Source organism: Streptomyces sp. NPDC017991, assembly GCF_044328075.1.
Lineage (GTDB): Bacteria > Actinomycetota > Actinomycetes > Streptomycetales > Streptomycetaceae > Streptomyces.
In genome coordinates this window covers 59,499-79,543 of record NZ_JBIRGP010000003.1, presented here as the reverse complement: position 1 = coordinate 79,543, position 20,045 = coordinate 59,499, and the positions used below count along the sequence as shown (strand labels likewise).

Below are 20,045 nucleotides of genomic sequence, written 5' to 3'. Positions count from 1 at the left end.
CATCGACGGGGCCCCCACCAGGGCCCCGTGATCCAGCGCCGCAGCAGCGAGGAGAGCGTCATGTCCGTCACGTCCGCCGCCACCGCCACAGCCCCCGCGGAGGCCACCCGCGCCGTCGTGGAGGAGTTCCTCGCCGCCCGGCTCGCCGGGGACACCGGGCGGCTTGCCGGGATCTTCGCCGAGCGCGTCGACTGGATGCTCGCCGAGAATCCCGGCGTGCCGTGGATCCGGCCGCGCTCCACCGCCGCCGAGTGCGCCGCCCAGTTCACGGAACTGGCGGAGCACATCGTGCCCGAGGACGCGCGCGCCTCCGTCGACGTCTTCCTCGTCGACGGCGCCGACGCCGTGCTGACGGGGCGCCTGTCGGGGACCGTGCGGGCGACGGGGAAGTCCTTCGAGGGGCCGTTCGCGCTGCACCTCACCGTCAGGGGCGGCCGGATCACCCGGCACCACCTCTACGAGGACGGTCTCGCGATCGCCGAGGCGTGCACCCCCTGACCGGCGGGCGCGGGCAGGGCCCGTGCCGTCCGCCGACCGGGTCCGCGCGCCTAACAATCGGGGAACAGCACCCCCATCCGTCACTCTCCCCGCATACAGTGCGACGCAGGGACGCCGTTCTGAACGCGTTCAGAACGGCGCACGGGGAGGATCGGGGAGGGGACGCGAGATGCGGAGCGGGGTCAAGGTCGGCATTGTCGGCGGGGTGTTCGCCGTACTGGTGGGGGGCGCGGGGTACGGCGCGTACAACATCGTGAGCGCCGTCAGCGGGGACGGAGGGTCCTCGTCCGCCGGTGCCGAGAAGACCGGGCCGCCCTCGGACGACGAGGTCGCGGAGACCTCCGGGAAGTTCTTCGCGGCCTGGGAGCAGGGCGATGCCGCCACCGCCGCGGACCTCACCGACAACGCCCTGGCCGCCAAGGAGCTGCTCATCGCCTACGGAGGCCAGGCGCACATCGGGAAAGTGAAGATAACGCCCGGTAAGGCGACGGGCGCGACCGTGCCGTTCGAGGTGTCGGCCACCGTCTCGTACGAGGGGAAGAGCAAGCCGCTGACGTACAGCGGCGAACTGGCCGTCGTGCGGGGGAAGACCACCGGGCGGGCGCTCGTCGACTGGCAGCCGTCCGTTCTCCACCCGGATCTCAAAACCGGCGACACACTCGTCACGGGCGAGGCCGCGAGCCCGCCCATCGAGGCCGTGGACCGCGACGGCGTCGTCCTGACGAAGGCCAAGTACCCCTCCCTCGGGCCCGTGCTGGACACCCTGCGCGAGCGGTACGGCGACAAGGCGGGCGGCATACCCGGTGTCGAGCTCGCGATCCAGCACCAGAGCGAGAGCGTCGGAGACAGCACGCTGGTGACGCTCGCCAAGGGCAGGGCCGGCAAGCTGCGTACGACGATCGGCGCGGGCGCGCAGGCCGCCGCGGAGAAGGCCGTCACGCGGTACGCGGAGTCGTCGGTGGTCGCCGTGAAGCCCAGCACCGGAGAGGTGCTGGCGGTCGCGAACCACCGCGGGGACGCCTTCAACGCGGCGTTCCAGGGCAAGGTCGCCCCCGGCTCCACCATGAAGATCATCACCGCGGCGATGCTCATCGACAACGGCGTGACCGCGATGAACAGCCCGGCGCCCTGTCCGCCGACCGCGACCTGGCAGAGCCAGACCTTCAAGAACCTCACGGGCATGGAGCCCAACGAGAAGGCCACGCTCGCGAACAGCTTCATGCGCTCGTGCAACACGGCTTTCGTGAAGCTCATCGACGGCTCCGACGAGCGCCCGCTCACCGACGAGTCGCTCACCACCGAGGCCCAGGAGCGGTTCGGCCTGGGCAAGGACTGGAAGACGGGCATCGTCTCCTTCGACGGGAGCGTCCCCGCGTCCGGCGGCCCGAACCGCGCCGCCAACGCGATCGGCCAGGGCGAGGTCCAGATGAACCCGCTGAACATGGCCTCGGTCACCGCGACCGCGATCACGGGCACGTTCCGCCAGCCCTACCTCGTGTCGCCGAAGCTCGACGACCGGCAGCTGGCCACCGCCCGCGGTCTGCCGTCCGGCACCGTCGACCAGCTGAAGGGGATGATGCGGCTCACCGCGACGAGCGGCACCGGCGCGCAGGCCATGTCCGGGCTCGGCGGTGACATCGGCGCCAAGACCGGCTCCGCCGAGGTCGACGGCCAGGAGACGTCCGACAGCTGGTTCACCGGTTTCCGGGGCGACATCGCGGCGGCGGCGATGACGGAGGAGGGCGGTCACGGAGGGGACGCGGCCGGTCCGATTGTCGCAGCTGTGCTACGGACAGGCGGCTGAACTCACCCTCACAGGCCGGGACTCTAGGGTGGTGACTCTCGTTCTGGAAGAGCCGGCCGGGACTCGGGAGCCGACCGGGACTCGGGGAGTGTGCGGGGGGCTCGGGAGCGTGCGGGGACTCGGAGTGTGCGGGGACTCGTACAGTCGGCAGGGGCGGGGACTCGCAGAGGGCCGGTCGGGGCGTCGGGGAAGCAGCGAAGGAACAGGAAGCCGTGGGGAACAGAAGGCGCGCGACTGAGCGTGGCAGGACCAGGCCCGCCGTCATCGGCGGGATGATCGCCGCTGTCGTGGGCGGTGCGGGGCTCGGCGCCTACGCCCTGTACGGCGGCGGCGCGGTGGCCGACGCGGGCTCGGCCTCCGACGCGAAGCCCGTGAAGAGCGGCCCGCTGTCGGCGGCCGAGGTGAAGTCCACGGCCACCGCCTTCCTCACGGCCTGGCAGAGCGGTGACGTCGAGAAGGCCGCCGCCGCGACGAACGACACCACGGCGGCGCGCACCCTGCTCACGGGCTACGGCAAGGAGGCGTACATCGAGGATGTGACGCTCACCGCCAAGAAGCGCTCCGAGGACACCGTGCCGTTCGCCGTCAAGGGCACGGTCGCGTACAAGACCCTGACCAAGCCTCTCGCGTACGAGTCCCAGCTCACCGTCGTGCGGCGCGCCAAGGACGGGAAACCGCTGGTCGACTGGCATGCGGCGGTCGTGCACCCGGAGCTGGAGGACGGCGACGAGCTGGTCACCGGCGAGGCGGGGACGCCCCCGGTGAAGGCCCTGGACCGGGACGGCGGCGAGCTGACCACCGCCAAGTACCCCTCCCTCGGGACGGTCCTGGACGGTCTGCGGGAGAAGTACGGCAAGAAGGCCGGCGGCAAGGCGGGTGTCGAGCTGCGGGTGATCCGCGCCGGCTCCGAGGACGCCGAGGGCGACAAGAACGGCAAGAGCGACGCGGACAGCAACAGCACGAAGAAGACCGGGGCCTCCGACAAGAACCCCGACAAGACGCTGCTGGAGCTGAGCAAGGGCACGCCGGGCACGGTCCGTACGACGCTCAGCCCGGCCCTGCAGGCGACCGCCGAGCAGCAGGTGGCCGCCAAGTCCAAGGCGTCGGCGGTCATGATCAAGCCGTCCACCGGCGAGATCCTGGCCGTCGCGAACTCGGGGCACGGCTTCAACACCGCGTTCCAGGGCTCGCTGGCCCCCGGCTCGACGATGAAGATCGTCACGGCCTCGCTGCTCATCGACAAGGGGCTCGCGTCGGTGGACAAGGAGCACCCCTGCCCCAAGTACTCGACGTACGGCGGCTGGAAGTTCCAGAACGACGACAAGTTCGAGATCAAGGGCGGCACGTTCAAGGCGAGTTTCGCGCGCTCCTGCAACACCGCCTTCATCAGCCAGGCCAAGAAGCTGAGCGACGACGACCTGACCAAGCAGGCCCAGCAGGTCTTCGGCCTCGGCATGGACAACTGGGCGATCGGGGTGCCGACCTTCGACGGCTCGGTGCCGGTGCAGTCGCAGGCCCAGAAGGCGGCCTCGCTGATCGGGCAGGGCGGGGTGCGGATGAACCCGCTGAACATGGCGTCGGTCGTCGCCACGGCCAAGACGGGCACGTTCCGCCAGCCCTATCTGGTGCCTCCGACCGTCGACGACCGGACGCTCGCGAAGGGGTCCCGCTCGCTGTCGGCCGACACGCAGGCCCAGCTCAAGGAACTCCTCCGGTACACGGCGGCTGCCGGTACGGCGGCCGAGGCCATGGCCGGGCTCGGCCCCGACTTCGGGGCCAAGACCGGTTCCGCGGAGGTCGACAACCAGAAGAAGCCCAACGGCTGGTTCACGGCCTGGAAGGGCGATCTGGCCGCCGCGGGCGTGGTCCAGCAGGGCGGCCACGGCGGCGAGACGGCCGGCCCGATCGTGGCGGCACTGCTGAAGGCGGGCAGCTGACCGACGAAGGCCGCCGCCGACCGCGTACGGCCGCCGCCGGCTGACCTACGGCCGCTGTCGATCCACGTACGCCACAGCCCCACGTACAGCCGCTGTCTGCGGAGGTACGGCCCCTGCCCTCCGGGGCGGCTGAACCGGTCCGGGGGAGGCCGCCGGTTCAGTTCGACGACACGGGGGTGGCCGTGTACGTCCGGCGCAGGAAGCGGATCAGCGTCTTCGCCTCGAACTGCACGACCGCCACCCCCTTCGCCGAGTGGAACTCCATGACGGCCTGGACCCGGCCGCAGGGCCAGATGCGTACGTCACCGGCGGCGGCCGGCGCCCGTAGCCCCTGTTCGAGCAGGTCGCGGGCGAAAACCCACTCGTGGTGGCCGGGCAGCATGATGTGCACCCGTCGGGGGTCGGCCTCCGGGTCGTATCGAAGGGCCACCGGCACGGCGGGCGGATCCTGCGCCTCGTCCGTCACGATGTGGGCGCGCGCGTACTGCTCAACGGCGGACATCGATCGCTCCCTCTTTGAACTGATCCTTCTCTAATGTCGCATATTTTCCGATATGCGCTCCCAGATGAGTCGTAGTCGTATTCGAGGTCACCTCGCTCTTGCAAGCTGTTCGCATTAAGCCACTATCATCGAACGGTTATCGCCAGTCGGCCTGCCCCCGGAAGCGGAGCCCTCCATGCACGTGCCCGACGGATTCATCAACGCGCCCGTCTCCGCCGCCGCCGGAGTCGTGGCCGCCACGGCTGTCGCGGTGAGCCTGCGCGGCGCCCGACGTGAGCTCGCGGGCACCTCCCGGCCGAGCGAGGCCGGGAGCGGGGCGGAACGCACGGCCCCGCTCGCGGGACTGGTCGCCGCGTTCATCTTCGCCGTGCAGATGCTGAACTTCCCGGTCGCGGCCGGGACCAGCGGACATCTGCTCGGAGGCGCGCTCGCCGCGATACTCGTGGGCCCCTTCACCGGGGTCCTCTGCGTCTCGGTCGTGCTCCTCATGCAGGGCATCCTCTTCGCGGACGGCGGCCTCACCGCGCTGGGCGTGAACATCACGAACATGGCGGTGGTCACCACGGTCGTGGCCTACGCCGTCTTCCGCGGCCTCGTAAAACTCCTGCCCAGGAAGCGTCGGTCCATTACCGTCTCGGCGTTCGTGGCCGCTGTGATCTCCGTCCCGGCCGCCGCCGTGGCCTTCACCCTGATCTACGCGATCGGGGGCACGACGGACGTCCCGATCGGGCAGGTCTTCACCGCCATGGTCGGCGTCCACGTCCTCATCGGCATCGGTGAGGCCGCGATCACCGCCCTCACGGTCGGCGCCGTCATCGCCGTCCGCCCGGACCTCGTGTACGGGGCCCGCGGCCTGAGCACGCCCCTGAAACTGCGGGTCAACGGCGAACTGGTCGACACACCTGCCGCCGAGCCCGTCCCGGTCGCCGCCCGGTCCCACCGCAGGGTGTGGCTGGCCGGGCTCGCCACCTCCCTCGTCCTCGCCGGCTTCGTCAGCTTCTACGCCTCGGCGAACCCCGACGGCCTGGAGAAGGTCGCCTCCGACAAGGGCATCGACGCCAAGGCCGAGGACCACTCCGCCGCCGACTCGCCGCTCGCCGACTACGGCGTCGAGGGCCTCACCAACAGCCGGCTCTCCGGCGGCCTCGCGGGCGTGATCGGCGTGGGCGCCACGGTCGTCGCGGGCACGGGCGTCTTCTGGGCCGTCCGCAGGCGCCGTACGCCGGAGGACCCCTCCTCCGACGCCCCGTCCACGTCGGGCTCCCAGCTCGGCGAGTCCGTCTGACATGGGAGCGGGCCACGCGCACCGGCTCTACCGGCACGGACACTCGCCCGTGCACGGTCTGCCGCCGCACACCAAACTCGCCGCCGTCCTCGCCTTCGTACTGGTCGTCGTCTCGACCCCGCGCGAGGCGATGTGGGCCTTCGGGCTGTACGCGCTGCTGCTGGCCGGCGTGGCGTACGCGGCCCGCGTCCCCGCCGGCTTCGTACTGAAGCGGCTGCTGATCGAGGTGCCGTTCGTGGCCTTCGCCGTGCTGATGCCCTTCGTGGCGCAGGGCGAGCGGGTGGACGTGCTCGGTCTGTCCCTCAGCGTGAACGGCCTGTGGGGCGCCTGGAACGTGCTGGCCAAGGGCACCCTCGGCGTCGCCGCGTCCGTGCTGCTCGCCTCGACGACCGAGCTGCGCGAAGTCCTCCTGGGCCTCCAGCGGCTCCGGCTGCCACCCCTCCTCGTACAGATCGCGTCCTTCATGATCCGGTACGGGGACATCATCGCGGCCGAGATGCGGCGGATGCGGATCGCGCGGGAGTCGCGCGGCTTCGAGGCCCGTGGCCTCCGCTCCTGGGGCGTCCTCGCCAAGTCCGCGGGCGCCCTGTTCATCCGCTCCTACGAGCGTGGGGAGCGGGTGCACCTCGCCATGGTCAGCCGGGGGTACACCGGTGCGATGCCGCTCATCGACGAGGTGACCGCGTCGCGCGCGCAGTGGTCGTACGCCTTCGCCCTGCCGTGCGCCGCACTCGTCATCTGTCTGCTGGGATGGACCCTGTGACCTCGCCCCCTCCGCTCCCGTCCGCGCCCCCCGCCCCCTCGCTTGAGGTGGCCGGGCTGGCCTTCGCCTATCCCGACGGGCATCAGGCCCTCTTCGGTGTGGACTTCGCAGTCGCCCGCGGTGAGCGGGTGGCCCTGCTCGGCCCGAACGGCGCCGGCAAGACGACCCTCGTGCTCCACCTCAACGGCATCCTGACCGGCGGCGCCGGGACGGTCACGGTCGCCGGGCTGCCCGTCGGCAAGAAGCACATGGCGGAGATCCGGCGGAAGGTCGGCATCGTCTTCCAGGACCCGGACGACCAGCTCTTCATGCCGAGCGTGCGCGAGGACGTGGCCTTCGGGCCGGCCTCCGCCGGGCTGAAGGGACCCGAGCTGGAGGCACGGGTGCGCACGGCCCTCGAACGGGTCGGCATGGAGTCCTTCGCCGACCGCCCCCCGCACCATCTCTCCTTCGGCCAGCGGCGCCGGGTGGCCGTCGCGACCGTGCTGGCGATGGAGCCGGAGATCCTCGTCCTCGACGAGCCGTCGTCCAACCTCGACCCCGCCTCGCGGCGCGAACTCGCCGACATCCTGCGCTCGTTGGACGTGACCGTGCTCATGGTCACGCACGATCTGCCGTACGCCCTCGAACTGTGCCCCCGTGCCCTGATCCTCAGCGACGGCGTGATCGCGGCGGACGGCAGGACCGGCGAGCTGCTCTCGGACGACGCGCTGATGCGGGAGCACCGCCTGGAGCTGCCGTTCGGCTTCGACCCGCGCTCGGTGACAATGGGCGCGTGACGCTCGCGGCGCGGCGTGAGCGGCGAGTCGTGAGGGGTACGGACGTGGTGGATGTGAACGGCTCGGTGGCCGAGGGCTTCGAGCCGGTCGGGGCGGCGTTCGTACGGAACTTCGAGACGCTCGGGGACCGGGGCGCGGCGGTCGCCGTGTACCGCGACGGCCACAAGGTCGTCGACCTGTGGGCGGGCACGAAGGACATCGACGGTACGGAGACGTGGGCGCGCGGCACCGCGCAGATCGTGCGGTCGGCGACGAAGGGGGTCGCCGCGGCGGCCCTGCTGCTCCTGCACCAGCGCGGGCAGCTCGACCTGGACGCGCCGGTGGGCGAGTACTGGCCCGGGTTCAAGGCGGCGGGCAAGGAGCGGCTGCTGGTCCGGCACGTGCTCTCGCACCGGGCCGGGCTGCCGGTCCTGGACCACCCGCTCACGGCGGAGGAGTCGCTGGACCCGCTGCGGGGCGCCGAGGCGGTCGCCCGCCAGGCCCCGGTGTGGGAGCCCGGCGCGGACCACGGCTACCACGCGCTGACGTACGGCTGGCTGACCGGCGAACTGCTGCGGCGCGTCACCGGTGACGGCATCGGCGACTGGATCGCGCGGGAGATCGCGGGTCCGGTGGGCGCGGACCTGTGGGTCGGGCTGCCGGACGGGGAGGCGGCCCGGGTCGGCAGGGTGGGGCGGGTGGAGACCCCGGCCGGCGACGGGGGCCTGCGGGCACGCCCGAAACAGTCGGTGGTGGAAGCCTACGAGGACCCGGCCTCCCTCACCCGGCGGGCCTTCGCCGCGATCACCCCGTTCCCGGACCAGAACGACCCGGCGTACCGGGCGGCGGCGCTCCCCGCGACGAACGGCATCGCGACGGCGGACGGGCTGGCCCGCTTCTACGCGTCCCTGATAGGCGAAGTGGACGGCGGCACGCGCCTGTTCACTCCATCGACCCTGGCGGCGGCCCGCACGGAGGAGTCGGCGGGCCCGGACCGCGTCCTGGTGATCAACACCCGCTTCGGCCTCGGCTACATGCTCCACGGCTCGGCGTCACCGTTCCTGGCCACCGGTTCCTTCGGCCACCCGGGCCGAGGCGGCGCCCTGGGCTTCGCGGACCCGGAGTCGGGCACCGCCTTCGCCTACGTGACGAACGGCTTCCGAAAGACGGTCACGGCGGATCCGCGGGCACAGGGGTTGGTACGGGCGCTGCGGGCGGCGTTGGCCGCGTAGGCGGATCGTGTCACGTCCCGCGTTCGGGCGGGCCTTGCCGACGCTCGGTGCGGCTCGCGACCGGCGTGGCGGAGGCGGCCAGGACACCCCCGCGATCCTGGCACGCCTCCGGCCCAGCCGTCCCGAAGCCCCCCTCGGGCCCGCTCGTATCGCGGTGATCACAAGGATGCTCGGCGCGCGTCCGTCTGTCGTTGGCCGTCGGTCCCCAGCTACTTGGCCGGGCGTCCACGGCCCCGTGCGTCCGCGGACCGCGCCTGGCTGCGGAACTCGCCCGGCGGGAGACCGTAGGCGGTGCGGAAGGCCCGCGTGAACTCCGGGGCGCGGGGGAAGCCCCAGCGGGCGGCGACGGCGTGGACCGGTGTCGCGCTCAGGGCCGGGTCGGCGAGGTCCCGGCGGGCGTTCGCCAGGCGCCGGTCGCGGACGTACGCGGCCACGGAGACGTTCTCGGCCTGGAAGAGGCGGTAGAGGTGGCTGCGTGAGATGTGGTGCGCGGCGGCGATCCGGGCGGGGGTCAGGTCCGGGTCCGCCAAGTGCCGGTGGATGAACGCCCTGACGCGCAGGAACAGCGTCCGGTCGTGCGTCTCGGGCGGCAGCCGCGGGTCCTCGTCCACTGCGTGCGCGAAGACCGCGGTGATCAGATCGGCGACGACCGTGCCGAGGCGGGGCGCGTCCGAGGGCCGGTACGGGTTGGTGTCGGCCGCGAGTTGGACGAGGAACTGGGCGAGCAGCGCGCCGGTGCCCTCGCGGCCCGATATCCGGCGCCCGATCGCCTGGTCGGCGTGGCCCGTCGGCAGGGCCACCAGCGTCCGCGGTATCTCGACCCCGACGATGGTGACCGGGTCGGGGCCGGTGGTGATCTCGTACGACCGCGAGGAGCAGTTGATGTGGAAGTCGCGTATCCCGTACGCGGCCTGCTGTCTGCCCCAGGCGGCTTCGCCCTCGCCCCGCAGCAGCAGGGAGAGGTGGAATGCCTCGGGGTCGGACCGGCGGACGAGTTTCGGGGTGCGGCGGAAGACGAGGTGGTCGAAGGTCGCCGGCCACACCGTCACGTCCCCGAGCCCGATCACGCGCTGGTGCCCGCGGTAGTCGGCCGCGCGGTCGCTGGCGAGCTCCATGGGCGCGTGCGTGCGGCCCAACTGCTGCGTCCACGCCTCGAACCGGTCTGCCACCGGCAGGTCCAGGGTTCGCAGGACCGATTCGTGCAGCACGCACGTAGTGAACCACATGGGTCCACTGCCGCCGTGGGTGCGCCTTTGTCGGCACCGCTGCCCCGGGCGACGGTCGAGCGTCGGCTGCGGGCCGGTGGGGGCTGGTCGCGCAGTTCCCCGCGCCCCTTTCGGGGGCGGGCCTAACCCGCGTGCAGCATCAGGCCGATGCCCACCACCAGCAGGCCCGCCGCCGCGATCCTCGGTGCACCGAACCGTTCCTTGAAGAAGACGGCTCCGATGGCCGCGCCGACGATGATCGATGATTCGCGCAGGGCCGCGACCGGGGCCAGTTCCGCTCGGGTCTGGGCCCACAGGACCAGGCCGTACGCGGCGACGGACAGTGCGGCGCCGAGGAGGCCCACCCCGGCGAACGGGCGTAGTACGGCGAGGAGTTGGCCGCGCCAGCGGTACAACGCGTACGCCGGGACCACCACGCCCTCCACCGCCATCAGCCAGGCGATGTAGGCGAGGGAGGAGCCCGAGGCGCGTACGCCCAGGCCGTCCACGACCGTGTAAGCCGCGATGGTCAGGCCGGTCGCCAGCGCCGCGACGATCGCCGCCCAGTTCGGCCGGCTCCCGCGCAGGCCCCACAACGCGACGCCGGTCAGGCCCGCGCACGACACGGCGATGCCCGCCGCCGCCCAGCCGTCGGGCACCTCGTGCGCGAAGAGGGCCGCAAGCAGGGTGACCACCAGGGGCGCGGTGCCGCGCGCGATGGGGTACGCCTGGCCGAAGTCGCCCAGCCGGAAGGACCGCATGAGCAGGACGTAGTACGCGACGTGGATGACCGCCGAGGCGATCAGGTACGGCCAGGCCTCCGCGGCGGGGAACGGCACGAACGGCACCATGGCCAGCCCGATGAGCGCTCCCCCGCCCGCGATCAGCGTGAACCCGACCAGTTTGTCGGTGATCTGGTGGGCTATCGCGTTCCAGCCGGCGTGGGTGACCGCCGCGACCAGGACGGCCGCGGTGACCAGCGGGGTCACGCGGTCTGCTCCCGGACGTCCACCAATGTGCCGCCGGCGTGGTCGATCAGTGTCCTCGGGGCCATCGGGAACACGGAGTACGGGGTGCCCGCGGCGGCCCACACGAGGTCGTGGTCCAGCAGTGAACGGTCGGCCAGGACACGGGTCTTGCTGCGATGTCCGAAGGGGGGTACGCCACCGATCGCGTACCCCGTCGTCTCGCGTACGAGGTCCGCCCTGGCCCGGGTCACCTTCTCGGCGCCCAGCGCGTGCTGGACGAGTTTGAGGTCCACGCGGGACGAGCCGTCCATGAGGACCAGGACCGGGACGCCGTCCGCCGCGAAGATCAACGACTTGCAGATCTCGCTGAGTTCGCAGCCCAGGGCCGCGGCGGCCTCGGCGGCGGTACGGGTCGCCTCCGGAAAGCGGCGGATCCGCGGAAGCAGGTCGTCGAGACCCAGCTTCCGCGCGGCCTCGGCGAAACGGGGGTGGGCTCCGGACTCTTCGGTGCCGTCAGTGGCGCTCGTCGTCATACACGGCACGCTAGCGGTGCGTGTACCGGGCAGGCGAACGAGTTGCTCGGCACTGGCCGCGAGACCGGCCGGCGAAGAAGAAGAGAAAGGACAAGGGGAAGGGGAAGAAGTCGGTCGCCACCGCCTGGCTCCCCGGGGGAGGTGGGGTCAGGCGACGAGGGCCGGGATGACCACCGCGTCGATGTACGAGGAGAGGAACGCCTGCGTCGGCGGCTCGTTGTCGATCATCGTCCGCGCTGCGAAGGACCCGATGATCATGTGCAGCAGGTAGTCGATCGCGGGGTTGTCGGCACGGACCTCACCACGGTCGACGGCACGCCGCACCACCTGGCGCATCTCGTCCAGTTCCGGTTCGACCAGCCACTCCCGCAGCGCGGCCAGCAGGTCGGGGTTCGTGTGGACCGCCGTACCCAGGGCGCGCATGAGGGAGGAGTTCTGCTCCATCTCGCAGTCGTCCTGGCGGGTGATCATCGCGTGGAGGTCGCCCCGCAGGGTGCCGGTGTCCACGCTGGCGATGCCGACCGGTTTGTGGTGCCGGACCGATCTGGCCACCAGTTCGGCCTTGCCGCCCCACTGGCGGTAGAGGGTGGCCTTGCTGGACCGGGTGCGGGCCGCCACGGCGTCCATGGTCAGGGAGTCGTAACCGACCTCCCGGAGCAGGTCGAGCACGGCCTCGTACAACTCGGCCTCGCGCTCGGGCGTGAGCCGGCTGCGACGCGTCGTTGCTGTCTCAGCCATCCCATTCACCGCTTCCGCTCGAACGAAACTGTCTCGTACTCCTCTGAAGATACCCTGCGCGTAAACGAAACGAAACCGTTTCGTACGTGTGGTGGGTCACGCGCGTCCTCGCAACCACGAGTTGCCGGGCCCCGCCCACCGGAAAAGCATGGGTGGGTGAGCGACGCGAACAAGAACGGGAACGGGAACGGAAACTGGCACGGGAGCGGGAGCGGAAACGGGCACGAGTACGCGGCCGGGGCCCGGGCCCGGGCCGGCGGCTCCCCCTCCTACCTGCGGTTCCCGCATCTCAGCGGGGACCGGCTCTGCTTCGTGGCCGAGGACGATGTCTGGGTGGCCCCCCTCGACGGGCCCGGACGTGCCTGGCGGGTGACCGTCGACCGGACCAAAGTGAGCCATCCGCGCTTCTCCCCCGACGGGCGGCACCTCGCGTACACGACCTGGCGCAGTCTCGCGCCGGAGATCCAGCTGGCCCCGGTCGACGGCGGACCGGCCCGGCGGCTCACCTACTGGGGCAACGCCGACACCCAGGTCTGCGGCTGGTCGCCCCCCGACGCGGACGGCGACTGCGACATCCTCGCCGTCGCCTCGCACGGCGAGCCCTTCTCCTACTTCACCTGGGCCTACAGCGTGCCGGTCGGCGGCGGCCCCGGCGGCAAGCTCCACTGGGGCCCGGTCTCCGACATCGCGGTCGCGGACTTCGACGGCGAGCGCAGGACGCTGCTCCTCACCGGTACGCCCCCGCACGAGCCCGCCGCCTGGAAGCGCTACCGCGGCGGCGCCACCGGACGGCTCTGGCTGCACGGGCGGCGCGTCCTCGCCGACCTCGACGGGCATCTGGACTCGCCGATGTTCGTCGGCGACCGGATCGCCTTCCTCTCGGACCACGAGGGCGTCGGCAACCTGTACTCGTGCCTGCACGACGGTTCCGGGCTGCGGCGCCACACCGACCACGACGCCTTCTACGCCCGGCACGCGTCGAGCGACGGCACCCGGGTCGTCTACCAGTGCGCGGGCGAGCTGTGGATCGTCGACGAACTGGCCGCGGACGCCCGGCCCCGCCGCCTCGACGTCCGGCTCGGCGGGCCGCGCGCGGGACGCCGCCCCTACCAGGTGCCCGCCGCCCAGCACGTCGACGGGATCTCCGTGGACGAGACGGGCCGGGCCGGCGCGGTCGTCGTCCGCGGCAGCCTGTACTGGCTCACGCACCGCGACGGCCCGGCCCGCACCATCGCCGACACCCCGGGCGTCCGCGTCCGGCTGCCGGAGATGCTCGGTTCCGGCGGGCAGGTGGCGTACGTGACCGACGCGGAGGGCGAGGACGCCGTCGAGATCGCGTATCTGCCGCGCGCGACCGGCGCACGCGAGCCCCGTCGGCTGGCCGCCGGGAAACTGGGCCGCGTCCAGGAACTCGTCTCCGACCCGAAGGGCGAACGGCTCGCGATCGCCTCGCACGACGGCCGACTGCTGCTGCTCACCGTGGACGAGGAGGGCGGGACGGGCGAGAGGGGCGGGACGGGCGGGACGGGCGGGACAGACAGGGCGGGCGGAGCAGATGGTTCGGCCGAGGCGCACGGAACCGGCGCGGTCACGGAACTCGTCCGGTCCGTCAACGGGCCCGTACGCGACCTCGCCTTCTCCCCCGACGGGACCTGGCTGACCTGGTCGCATCCGGGTATCGGCCGCACGCTCCGCCAGATCAAGCTGGCGCGGATCGAGGGGCCCGGCGCCCGCACGGTCGTCGACGTCACCAACGGCCGCTTCGAGGACGAGAACCCGGTCTTCACCCGCGACGGCCGCTTCCTCGCCTTCCTCTCCTGGCGCGGCTTCGACCCGGTGTACGACGTCCACACCGGCGACCTCTCCTTCCCGCTGGGCTGCCGCCCGTACCTCGTACCGCTGTCCTCGGCGACCCCGTCCCCGTTCGCGCTCACCCCCGAGGGCCGTCCGGCGGCCGGCGGCCTGGACGACGAGGGAGGCGGAGGTGGAGGCGGGGACGGGGGCGGTGCGGGGGGCGGCACGGTGACCGTCGAGACCGAGGGGCTGGAGAGCCGGGTGACGCCGTTCCCGGTCACGGCCTCCAAGTACTCGGCGCTGTACCCGGTCGCGGGCGGCGGACTCGTCTGGCTGCGCTGGCCGATCTCGGGGGCGCTGGGCGAGACGTTCGCGAACCCGGACGACACCAGCGGCCGGCCGACCCTGGAGTACTTCAACCTCGCCAAGGCGAAGAAGTCCGAACTCGTCGAGCACCTGGACTGGTTCGCGCCCAGCGGCGACGGCAGCCGTCTCGTCGTGGTCGACGAGGGGGAGCTGCGGGCCGTCCCGTCCACCGAGCCGGGCGACGGCGACACGACCGTCTGGATCGACCTGCGCCGCATCCTGCACGAGGCCGACCCGGCCGCGGAGTGGCGCCAGGCGTACGCCGAGGCGGGCCGCCTCATCCCCGCGTACTTCTGGGAACCGGGCATGTGCGGCATCGACTGGCAGGGTGTTCTGGACCAGTACCGGCCGCTGGTCGAACGGGTCGCCTCCCCCGACGAGTTCGCGGACCTGCTCCGCGAGGTGCTGGGCGAACTGGGCACCTCGCACGCGTACGTGGTCGCCGCGCGGCGCAGCGAAGGGCCGCCGCACTATCAGCGGCCCCAGGGGCTGCTGGGCGCCAACTTCGTCTGCAGGGACGGGAACTGGGTGGTCAGACGCATCCTGCCCGGTGATTCCTCCGACTCCAAGGCACGCTCCCCGCTGGCCGGTACGGGCATCCGCGAGGGCGCGCGGCTGACGCAGGTGGACGGGCGGCCGGTGGACCCGGTCACCGGTCCGTTCCCGCTGCTCGCGGGGGCGGGCGGTACGACGGTGGAGCTGACGTTCATCCCGGCGGAGGGCTCGGGGGGCGCAGGGTGTTCGCGCCGGGTGGCGGTGGTCCCCCTCGTCGACGAGCGCCCGCTGCGCTATCAGGACTGGGTGGCCAAACGCCGGGAGGTGGTACGGGAGTTGAGCGGCGGCCGGTGCGGTTACCTGCACATCCCCGACATGGGCGGCTCGGGCTGGGCCCAGTTCAACCGCGATCTGCGGATGGAGGTGTCGCGGCCCGCCCTCATCGTCGACGTACGCGGCAACGCGGGCGGCCACATCAGCGAGCTGGTCATCGAGAAACTCACCCGTACGATCATGGGCTGGGACCTGACCCGTAACGCGCGGCCGGTGTCGTACACGTCCAACGCGCCGCGCGGGCCCGTGGTCGCCCTGGCCGACGAGATGACCTCCTCGGACGGCGACATGATCACGGCGGCCTTCAAACTGCTGAAGCTGGGGCCGGTGGTGGGGCAGCGCACGTGGGGCGGGGTGGTCGGGATGACCGGGCGCCATGAGCTGGGGGACGGGTCGGTCATCACGGTTCCGATGAACGCGGCGTGGTTCGACGCGTACGGGTGGGCCGTGGAGAACCACGGGGTCGCTCCGGACCTGGAGGTTCTGCGTACGCCGCTGGACTGGGCGGAGGGGCGGCATGCGCAGCTGGACGACGCGGTCCGGCTGGCCCTGGACCTGCTGACCCTCCACCCGGCGGCCACGCCGCCCCTGTACACGGACCTCCCCGACAGATCCCGTCCCACTCTGCCGCCCCGGCAGGGGCACTGACCGATTCGCTGCCACCTGCGGGCGCGTCGTGGCCGACCGCGCAGTTCCCCGCGCCCCTTACGGAACCCCGGCGAGGGCCGGCCGATCCGCTGCCACCTGCGGGCGCGTCGTGGCCGGCCGCGCAGTTCCCCGCGCCCCTTACGGGGCACCCCCGCCCCGGCGGGGACACTGACCGATCCGCTGGCACCTGCGGGCACGTCGTGGCCGACCGCGCAGTTCCCCGCGCCCCTTACGGGGCACCCCCACCCCTCAGGGGCGCGGGGAACTGCGCAATCTTTTGTCTTTCAGGGGCGCGGGGAACTGCGCGACCAGCCCCCACCGACCCGCAGACGACAACGGGCCCGCAGACGACTTCCAGCCCGCAGACGACAAAAAACGTGGGGCGCCCCAGAGAAGAGGGCACCCCACGTCAATTCCGGCCAAGACCGAAGGCCGAACAGAGCGTCAGCTCAACCGAGTCGGACGTCTCAGACGTCGAACTTGTCGAGCCGCTCCCGCGCACCTTCGGGCGAGCGCCGCTCCGCCCGCTCACGCTCGGGCCGCTCACGGTCCGGACGCTCACGCTCGGCAGGCCGCTCACGCTCGGGCATCTGCTGCCCACGCTCGCCCGCCTGGTCACGACGCTCACCGAGCTTCTGCTTCGCGTTGCGCTGAAGCTCTTCGGTCTTGTCCTGGAACTGGTCCTTCATGGCCATGAGGTTCACTCCCGTTTTTGGGTGAGGGGATCGGGCCTCGACCAGCGTGACACGCCCGGACATCACGCGCATTTCGGTCAGTTACGGTCGGTGACGCACCGTGTTCCGACCCGTCTCGTCAGCCTCCCCGCCCGCACCGACTAGCCCCGTCCCGACACTCCCCAGCCGCGGTGCGAACCGCCGCATCTCCCGCTGCCCGACCGTCCCGATGAGCGCCGGAAGATATCCGCGTACCCCCTGCATCCCGCGCAGCCACCACTGCCCGTACACATGACTGGACCTGCGCTCGATCCCGGTCACGATCCGGTCGACGGCCGGCCCCAGCGGGTACGTCTTGTTGGCGGGCCACGGCAGCCGCTGGCGCAACTCCCGCATGACGTCGTCCTGGTCGGCCCCGCGCACCATGTCGGTGTCGGTCCAGGAGAGGTAGCCGACCCCGACGCGTACGCCCTTGTAGCCGACCTCGGCCCGCAGGCTGTGCGCGAACGCCTCGACGCCCGACTTGGACGCGCAGTACGCGCTCATCATCGGCGCGGGCGTGATCGCGGCGAGCGAGGCGACCTGGAGCAGATAGCCGCGGCTCTCCATGAGGACGGGCAGAAAGGCGCGGGCGGTGACGGCCGAGCCGATGAGGTTCACCTCGATGACCCGCCGCCAGGCGACCGGGTCGGAGTCCACGAACGGGCCGCCGTTGGCGACACCGGCGTTGGCGACGACGATGTCGACCTTGCCGAACCGCGCCTTCACCTCGCGGGCGACCTCCGCCATCGCCTCGTGGTCGGTGACGTCGGCATGCCAGTACCCGCTCTCGCCGTGCAGCCGCTCGGAGACACCCTTCAGTTCCTCGGGCTCCAGACCGACGAGCGCGACGATGGCGCCGCGGGCGGAGAGCTTGCGGGCGAGGAGTTCCCCGACGCCCCGCGCGGCCCCCGTGACGACGGCGACCTGTCCTTGCAGACCGACCTTGTTCATACGCCCTCCTTGATCACTGCGTAGGTGGCGACGAGTGCCCGTATCCGGGTGGTGACCAGGTCGGGTGCCTCGATGGGGGTCATGTGCCCGATGCCGGGCAACTCGGTGGAGCCGACGCAGTGGGGCAGCGCGGCGACCAGGGAGCGTGCGTGCACGGCGGGCGTCAGCCGGTCCGCCGTCCCCACCACGACCTCGGTGGGGACGCGCAACTCCCGTACCGCGTGGTCGAGATCGAGCAGGTCGAGCACCTTCGACCAGGAGTACCGCACCTGCCGGGGACACGCGTGCACGATCCGCGCGCACGCCTCGACCATCGCAGGCGCCGAACCGGGGCCCATGGTCCCGTACTTGAGGATCCGCCGGGCGAGCGGTGTGACCGGCCCGAGCGGCGCCCGCGACCCGAGGATCTGCTTCGTCAGCCAGGTGCGCGGCCGACCGGCCCGCATCGGCAGCAGCAGTGACTCGGCGACCAGCCGTGAACTGCCCGTGCTGCACAGGAGTACGGCGGCGGCGTGCGCACGGAACCCGGCCCGTTCGGACGCGGCGATGAGCGTCATCCCGCCCATGGAGTGCCCGACGAGAACCGCCTTCTCGCCCGGCGCGAGGGTGGCCGCGAGCACCGCCTCCAGGTCGTCGGCGAGCCCGTCCGTGCTGCACGCGGGGCTGGCGGGGCTGCGCCCGTGCCCGCGCTGGTCGTAGACGATCACCCGGTGGTCGGCGGCGAGTTCCCGTATCTGCGCCGCCCAGAAGGCGGTCGAGCACGTCCAGCCGTGCGCGAGCACCACCGCGGGGGCGGCCGGGTCGTCGACGGCTCCGTGCACCTCGACGTGCAGCCGCGCGCCGTCGGCGGAGACCGCCGTCAGCTCGCGCGCGGGGACGGGCGGCGCGTAGGGACCGGAGACCTCGCGCGTCGGTCGGCTCATGCTTCTGCCTCGGCCTTCTTCTTGGTACGGGCGGCCGGTCGCGCGGGCTGCGCGGCCGATGCCGGTACGAATTCGGGTTCGGGTTCGGGTGCAGGTGTGGGCACCGGTGGACGGATCAGGTCGTACTCCGCCAGGTCCACGTGCCTGGTCGCACCTCGGAACTCCGTGGTCGTGCCCGGCCAGACGGTCGTGTTGACGCCGTTCTCGTCGAGGTACCAGCTGTTGCAGCCGCCGGTGGACCAGACCGTACGTTCCATGCGTTTCTGGACGCGGGCGTTCCAGGCGTCGACCGCGCCGGGGCGCGCGTCGAGGGCGGCCCGGCCGCCGAGGACGTCCAACTGCCGAACGTAGTCGGCCAGGTAGTTCAAATGGGACTCGATCATCAGGATCATGCTGGAGTTCCCGAGGCCCGTGTTGGGCCCGATGATCGTCATCCAGTTGGGGAATCCGGCGGCGGTCGCGCCCCGCAGCGACCTCATGCCGGACGCCGACCACGCCTCGGCGAGCGTCCGGCCGTGCGCACCGACGACCCGGTCGGCGATGGGCATGTCGGTGACGTGGAACCCCGTACCGAAGACGATCGCGTCGACCTCGGCCTCGCTGCCGTCGGCGGCGACGACGGTGGAGTCGCGAATCTCGCGGAGTCCGCTCGCGACCACGTCCACATTCGGTTTCGCGAGGGCCGGGTAGTACGTGCTCGACAGCAGGATGCGCTTGCAGCCGATGCGGTAGGACGGGGTCAGCTTGGCCCGCAGCCGCGGGTCCTTGATGGCCCGGAACATGTTCCGCTTGGCGATCTGCTCGACCAGCCCCAGCTCGTCGGGGCGCTTGGTGAACGCCTGGACCTGCAACTCCCGGATGCCCCACAGGAGTCCGCGCCGCAGCCGGGCGGTGACGGGCAGCGTCCGGTGCAGCAGGCGCTCGGCGCCGCTGACGGCCCGGTCCACGCGCGGCATCACCCAGGGCGGGGTGCGCTGGAAGAGGGTCAGCCGCGCGACCTCGGGCTGGATGGCCGGCACGATCTGGATGGCCGATGCCCCGGTGCCGATCATCGCGACCCGCTTGCCGCGCAGGTCGTAGTCGTGGTCCCAGCGGGCCGAGTGGAAGACCTTGCCGGGGAAGGTGTCGAGCCCCGGAACGTCCGGCACCTTGGGGTCGGAGAGCGGCCCGGTGGCGGACACGACGAGGTCGGCGGTGAGGGTCCCGCTGCTGGTCTCGATCACCCAGCGCAGTCGCTCGCCGTCCCACGTCATCAGCTTCACCTCGGAGCCGAGGCGCAGATGGGGCCGCAGCCCGAAGACGTCGGTGACGTGCTCCAGATAGGCCCGGATGTGTTCCTGCCCGGAGAAGGTGCGCGGCCAGTCGGGGTTGGGCGCGAAGGAGAACGAGTAGAGGTGGGACGGCACGTCACAGGCGCAGCCGGGATAGCTGTTGTCCCGCCAGGTCCCGCCCACGCTGTCGGCCCGCTCCAGGACGACGAAGTCGGTGACGCCCTCGCGGCGCAACCGCACGGCGGCTCCCAGCCCTCCGAAACCGGAGCCGATCACCGCCACCCGTACATGTTCGTGCTCGGTCATCCCGATGCCTCCATGCCGC

Annotated in this window: 17 protein-coding genes; 8 read left to right on the top strand and 9 right to left on the bottom strand. The window is 72.0% G+C overall.

Translation table 11 applies throughout. The features are described from left to right. Nucleotides 1-60 precede the first annotated feature (60 nt). The 3 genes from ACH4DZ_RS08895 (at nt 61) to ACH4DZ_RS08885 (ending at nt 4,239) form a co-directional block, all read left to right on the top strand. Nucleotides 61-498, top strand: coding sequence for a nuclear transport factor 2 family protein (locus tag ACH4DZ_RS08895; protein WP_398286298.1), 438 nt, complete (start codon nt 61-63; stop codon nt 496-498). A 169-nt stretch (nt 499-667) separates the two neighbouring features. Further along, nucleotides 668-2,302, top strand: a complete 1,635-nt coding sequence (locus ACH4DZ_RS08890; protein WP_398286296.1) for a penicillin-binding transpeptidase domain-containing protein — start codon at nt 668-670, stop codon at nt 2,300-2,302. Nucleotides 2,303-2,514: 212 nt separating this feature from the next. After that, on the top strand, nt 2,515-4,239 hold the full coding sequence (locus ACH4DZ_RS08885; protein ID WP_398286295.1) for a penicillin-binding transpeptidase domain-containing protein: 1,725 nt from the start codon (nt 2,515-2,517) through the stop codon (nt 4,237-4,239). 157 nt (nt 4,240-4,396) lie between these two features. Here ACH4DZ_RS08885 and ACH4DZ_RS08880 read toward each other — a convergent pair whose 3' ends face one another. Beyond that, a complete protein-coding gene (locus ACH4DZ_RS08880; RefSeq protein WP_398286294.1) occupies nt 4,397-4,741 on the bottom strand; it encodes an SsgA family sporulation/cell division regulator in 345 nt (114 codons plus the stop codon). 175 nt (nt 4,742-4,916) lie between these two features. Here ACH4DZ_RS08880 and ACH4DZ_RS08875 point away from each other — a divergent pair, with 175 nt between their 5' ends. From ACH4DZ_RS08875 to ACH4DZ_RS08860, 4 genes are read left to right on the top strand one after another with little or no spacing between them, the layout of a single operon-like run. Then, complete coding sequence (locus ACH4DZ_RS08875; protein ID WP_398286293.1) at nt 4,917-6,026, top strand: energy-coupling factor ABC transporter permease; 1,110 nt, start codon at nt 4,917-4,919, stop codon at nt 6,024-6,026. 1 nt (nt 6,027) lies between these two features. Beyond that, entirely contained in the window at nt 6,028-6,789 is a 762-nt protein-coding gene (gene cbiQ, locus ACH4DZ_RS08870) for a cobalt ECF transporter T component CbiQ (RefSeq protein ID WP_398286292.1), read from the top strand. Next, nucleotides 6,777-7,568 (top strand): energy-coupling factor ABC transporter ATP-binding protein, encoded by a 792-nt coding sequence (locus tag ACH4DZ_RS08865; protein ID WP_398286291.1) that lies wholly within the window; start codon nt 6,777-6,779, stop codon nt 7,566-7,568. Before cbiQ ends, ACH4DZ_RS08865 begins: the two co-directional genes overlap by 13 nt. 47 nt (nt 7,569-7,615) lie before the next feature. Beyond that, nucleotides 7,616-8,779 (top strand): serine hydrolase domain-containing protein, encoded by a 1,164-nt coding sequence (locus ACH4DZ_RS08860; protein ID WP_398287048.1) that lies wholly within the window; start codon nt 7,616-7,618, stop codon nt 8,777-8,779. Nucleotides 8,780-8,988: 209 nt separating this feature from the next. On the opposite strand, the gene ACH4DZ_RS08855 is transcribed toward ACH4DZ_RS08860, so the two are convergent. From ACH4DZ_RS08855 to ACH4DZ_RS08840, 4 genes are all read right to left on the bottom strand, one after another. Continuing rightward, the gene (locus ACH4DZ_RS08855) at nt 8,989-9,987 is read right to left on the bottom strand and encodes a helix-turn-helix domain-containing protein (protein WP_398286290.1); all 999 of its coding nucleotides are present in this window, start codon (nt 9,985-9,987) and stop codon (nt 8,989-8,991) included. Between the two features lie 140 nt (nt 9,988-10,127). Next, complete coding sequence (locus tag ACH4DZ_RS08850) at nt 10,128-10,973, bottom strand: EamA family transporter (protein WP_398286289.1); 846 nt, start codon at nt 10,971-10,973, stop codon at nt 10,128-10,130. Then, the gene (locus tag ACH4DZ_RS08845; RefSeq protein ID WP_398286288.1) at nt 10,970-11,485 is read right to left on the bottom strand and encodes a YbaK/EbsC family protein; all 516 of its coding nucleotides are present in this window, start codon (nt 11,483-11,485) and stop codon (nt 10,970-10,972) included. Before ACH4DZ_RS08845 ends, ACH4DZ_RS08850 begins: the two co-directional genes overlap by 4 nt. 147 nt (nt 11,486-11,632) lie before the next feature. Next, entirely contained in the window at nt 11,633-12,223 is a 591-nt protein-coding gene (locus ACH4DZ_RS08840) for a TetR/AcrR family transcriptional regulator (protein WP_398286287.1), read from the bottom strand. A gap of 273 nt (nt 12,224-12,496) precedes the next feature. On the opposite strand from ACH4DZ_RS08840, the gene ACH4DZ_RS08835 reads away from it, so the two are divergent. Then, nucleotides 12,497-15,859: a S41 family peptidase gene (locus ACH4DZ_RS08835; protein WP_398287047.1), complete on the top strand. Its 3,363-nt coding sequence runs from the start codon at nt 12,497-12,499 to the stop codon at nt 15,857-15,859. A 467-nt stretch (nt 15,860-16,326) separates the two neighbouring features. On the opposite strand, the gene ACH4DZ_RS08830 is transcribed toward ACH4DZ_RS08835, so the two are convergent. The 4 genes from ACH4DZ_RS08830 to ACH4DZ_RS08815 all read right to left on the bottom strand — a co-directional run bounded on the left by ACH4DZ_RS08830 (nt 16,327) and on the right by ACH4DZ_RS08815 (nt 20,026). Continuing rightward, complete coding sequence (locus tag ACH4DZ_RS08830) at nt 16,327-16,554, bottom strand: hypothetical protein (protein ID WP_398286286.1); 228 nt, start codon at nt 16,552-16,554, stop codon at nt 16,327-16,329. 81 nt (nt 16,555-16,635) lie between these two features. Continuing rightward, nucleotides 16,636-17,526, bottom strand: coding sequence for an SDR family oxidoreductase (locus tag ACH4DZ_RS08825; RefSeq protein WP_398286285.1), 891 nt, complete (start codon nt 17,524-17,526; stop codon nt 16,636-16,638). After that, nucleotides 17,523-18,449, bottom strand: coding sequence for an alpha/beta fold hydrolase (locus ACH4DZ_RS08820; protein ID WP_398286284.1), 927 nt, complete (start codon nt 18,447-18,449; stop codon nt 17,523-17,525). The genes ACH4DZ_RS08825 and ACH4DZ_RS08820 overlap by 4 nt, the downstream gene beginning before the upstream one ends. Next, a complete protein-coding gene (locus tag ACH4DZ_RS08815) occupies nt 18,446-20,026 on the bottom strand; it encodes a flavin-containing monooxygenase (protein ID WP_398286282.1) in 1,581 nt (526 codons plus the stop codon). Before ACH4DZ_RS08815 ends, ACH4DZ_RS08820 begins: the two co-directional genes overlap by 4 nt. Nucleotides 20,027-20,045: the final 19 nt, after the last annotated feature.

Bases quoted from the DNA above. Each gene is read 5' to 3' on its own strand.
- ACH4DZ_RS08875 (WP_398286293.1), top strand. From the start codon at position 4,917: ATGCACGTGCCCGACGGATTCATCAACGCGCCCGTCTCCGCCGCCGCC.
- cbiQ (WP_398286292.1), top strand. From the start codon at position 6,028: ATGGGAGCGGGCCACGCGCACCGGCTCTACCGGCACGGACACTCGCCC.
- ACH4DZ_RS08880 (WP_398286294.1), bottom strand. From the start codon at position 4,741: ATGTCCGCCGTTGAGCAGTACGCGCGCGCCCACATCGTGACGGACGAG.
- ACH4DZ_RS08890 (WP_398286296.1), top strand. From the start codon at position 668: ATGCGGAGCGGGGTCAAGGTCGGCATTGTCGGCGGGGTGTTCGCCGTA.
- ACH4DZ_RS08840 (WP_398286287.1), bottom strand. From the start codon at position 12,223: ATGGCTGAGACAGCAACGACGCGTCGCAGCCGGCTCACGCCCGAGCGC.
- ACH4DZ_RS08865 (WP_398286291.1), top strand. From the start codon at position 6,777: ATGGACCCTGTGACCTCGCCCCCTCCGCTCCCGTCCGCGCCCCCCGCC.
- ACH4DZ_RS08845 (WP_398286288.1), bottom strand. From the start codon at position 11,485: ATGACGACGAGCGCCACTGACGGCACCGAAGAGTCCGGAGCCCACCCC.
- ACH4DZ_RS08825 (WP_398286285.1), bottom strand. From the start codon at position 17,526: ATGAACAAGGTCGGTCTGCAAGGACAGGTCGCCGTCGTCACGGGGGCC.
- ACH4DZ_RS08895 (WP_398286298.1), top strand. From the start codon at position 61: ATGTCCGTCACGTCCGCCGCCACCGCCACAGCCCCCGCGGAGGCCACC.
- ACH4DZ_RS08830 (WP_398286286.1), bottom strand. From the start codon at position 16,554: ATGGCCATGAAGGACCAGTTCCAGGACAAGACCGAAGAGCTTCAGCGC.
- ACH4DZ_RS08820 (WP_398286284.1), bottom strand. From the start codon at position 18,449: ATGAGCCGACCGACGCGCGAGGTCTCCGGTCCCTACGCGCCGCCCGTC.
- ACH4DZ_RS08815 (WP_398286282.1), bottom strand. From the start codon at position 20,026: ATGACCGAGCACGAACATGTACGGGTGGCGGTGATCGGCTCCGGTTTC.